This window comes from Vibrio sp. Vb0598 (genome assembly GCF_033338935.1).
GTDB lineage: Bacteria > Pseudomonadota > Gammaproteobacteria > Enterobacterales > Vibrionaceae > Vibrio > Vibrio alginolyticus.
The window spans coordinates 1-1,556 of the sequence record NZ_JAWOTP010000093.1 but is presented as its reverse complement, the minus strand read 5'-3'; the positions used below and the strand labels follow the sequence as shown (position 1 = coordinate 1,556).

The 1,556-nt window shown below is 50.3% G+C and carries 2 protein-coding genes and 1 pseudogene; all 3 read right to left on the bottom strand.

Features of this window, described 5'->3' with window-relative positions; genetic code table 11:
• Positions 1-526: thiamine phosphate synthase (gene thiE / locus R7Q38_RS23160; protein ID WP_318114431.1), on the bottom strand; the 526-nt coding region annotated here is incomplete at its 3' end.
• Positions 527-589: 63 nt separating this feature from the next.
• Complete coding sequence (thiM, locus tag R7Q38_RS23155; RefSeq protein WP_021452763.1) at positions 590-1,381, bottom strand: hydroxyethylthiazole kinase; 792 nt, start codon at positions 1,379-1,381, stop codon at positions 590-592.
• Positions 1,382-1,399: 18 nt separating this feature from the next.
• A pseudogene (locus tag R7Q38_RS23150) lies at positions 1,400-1,556 on the bottom strand (thiaminase II); the annotation flags it as partial.

Sequence of the window (1,556 nt, the reverse complement as noted above, 5' to 3'; positions counted from 1 at the left end):
CTGTCGCACTAAGAACAGGAATGTTGGTTTCGTTGATGCCACCAATAGCGACGATTGGTAAAGACGTGGTGTTCAGCGCCATCTTCAAACCTTCAATACCCCAGTGTTTTTTGGTGTTGGTTTTGGTCGGCGTAGCGAAGATGGCACTCAAGCCGATGTAATCAATGGGCAGAGAATCCGCCTCTGCCAGCTGATCTTCAGTCTCAATCGATAAGCCGAGAATCTTGTTTGGGCCAATCAATTGACGAGCGATCTCTGCTGGCATGTCTGACTGCCCGAGGTGAACACCATCGGCATCGACGGCAAGGGCAACATCAACACGATCATTGATGATTAACGGGACGCCAGTGCCTTCAAGGATCGTCTTCACGGCTTGAGCTCGTTCAATAAATGCACGAACGTCACCATGTTTTTCGCGCACCTGTACCATGGTGACCCCACCTTCTACCGCCTTTCTTACAACGTGTTTGAGAGTGGGTAAATCTTGTTGGTCGTCGGTGACCAAATACAAACGATAGGCGTTCATTGTGTTTCCTTTCGCCTCCCACTTTCGTTGGAGTGAGAGGCGTTTAAAGCATTGAGAAGCGATTTATCTCACTTGTAATGTAAGACGTGTTGCCAGTGTTTTTTCATCCAGTTGGTAAAGCTCATCCAAAAGATGCATTTGTAAACTACCTGGCCCTCGCGCTTGCTCAGCCGCAATTTCACCCACAACGCCAAGCACCGCTGCCGCAGCAAGGCCTGTTTCGTCGCCGATTGCTGCGAACGCGCCAGTCAGTGCCGTTAGTGTGCAGCCCATGCCCGTTACGTATGGCATCATCTCGTGACCATTATTCAGCTGGACGGTTTGCTCTTTTGTCACGATGTAGTCAGTTTCGCCGGAGATCACCACGCTCGCTCCGTATTCTTCAACTAAGAAGTGAGCCGCCCCAAGGGCTGCATCACTACTGTCGAGTGCATCTACACCTTTGCTTTGTGCTTGCTCACCAGCGAGAGCAATGATTTCGGACGCATTACCACGAATGATTAACTTGTTTGCAAGGCGGGCGATTTCGCGCGAGGTTTCGGTGCGCAGTGAACTTGCGCCGCAACCGACAGGGTCGAGCACAACGATTTTACCGTTCGAGTTGGCTTGCTCGACGGCATAGCTCATGCGCGGCGTCCAAACGCTGTCAAGGGTGCCGATGTTGATCACTAAAGCGCCAGCAAACGACATCATTTCTGCCATTTCTTGCTTTGAATGCGCCATGATTGGCGAAGCTCCGATAGCCAACAAAGCGTTCGCCGTGTTGTTCATCACCACGTAGTTGGTAATGTTCACGACTAAAGGCTTTTGCTGACGCACTGCGGTTAATGCTTGAGTGATTTGTTCTATTAACATGAGATTCTCCAATTAACCTTATTGTGCGTTTAGACCTTGTTGCCAAAACGCCACTTCCATACGCGTTGCAGTTTTGAATACCTGAATCAGGTTTTGACCGCGCTGGCTGTGGATGTCGATTTCAGCCAGCAACTGGTTAAAGTGTTCGGCCCCACTTGCTACGCCTGATTGGAAC

Coding starts and splice junctions, on each gene's coding strand:
- thiM (WP_021452763.1), bottom strand. CDS start 1,381: ATGTTAATAGAACAAATCACTCAAGCATTAACCGCAGTGCGTCAGCAA.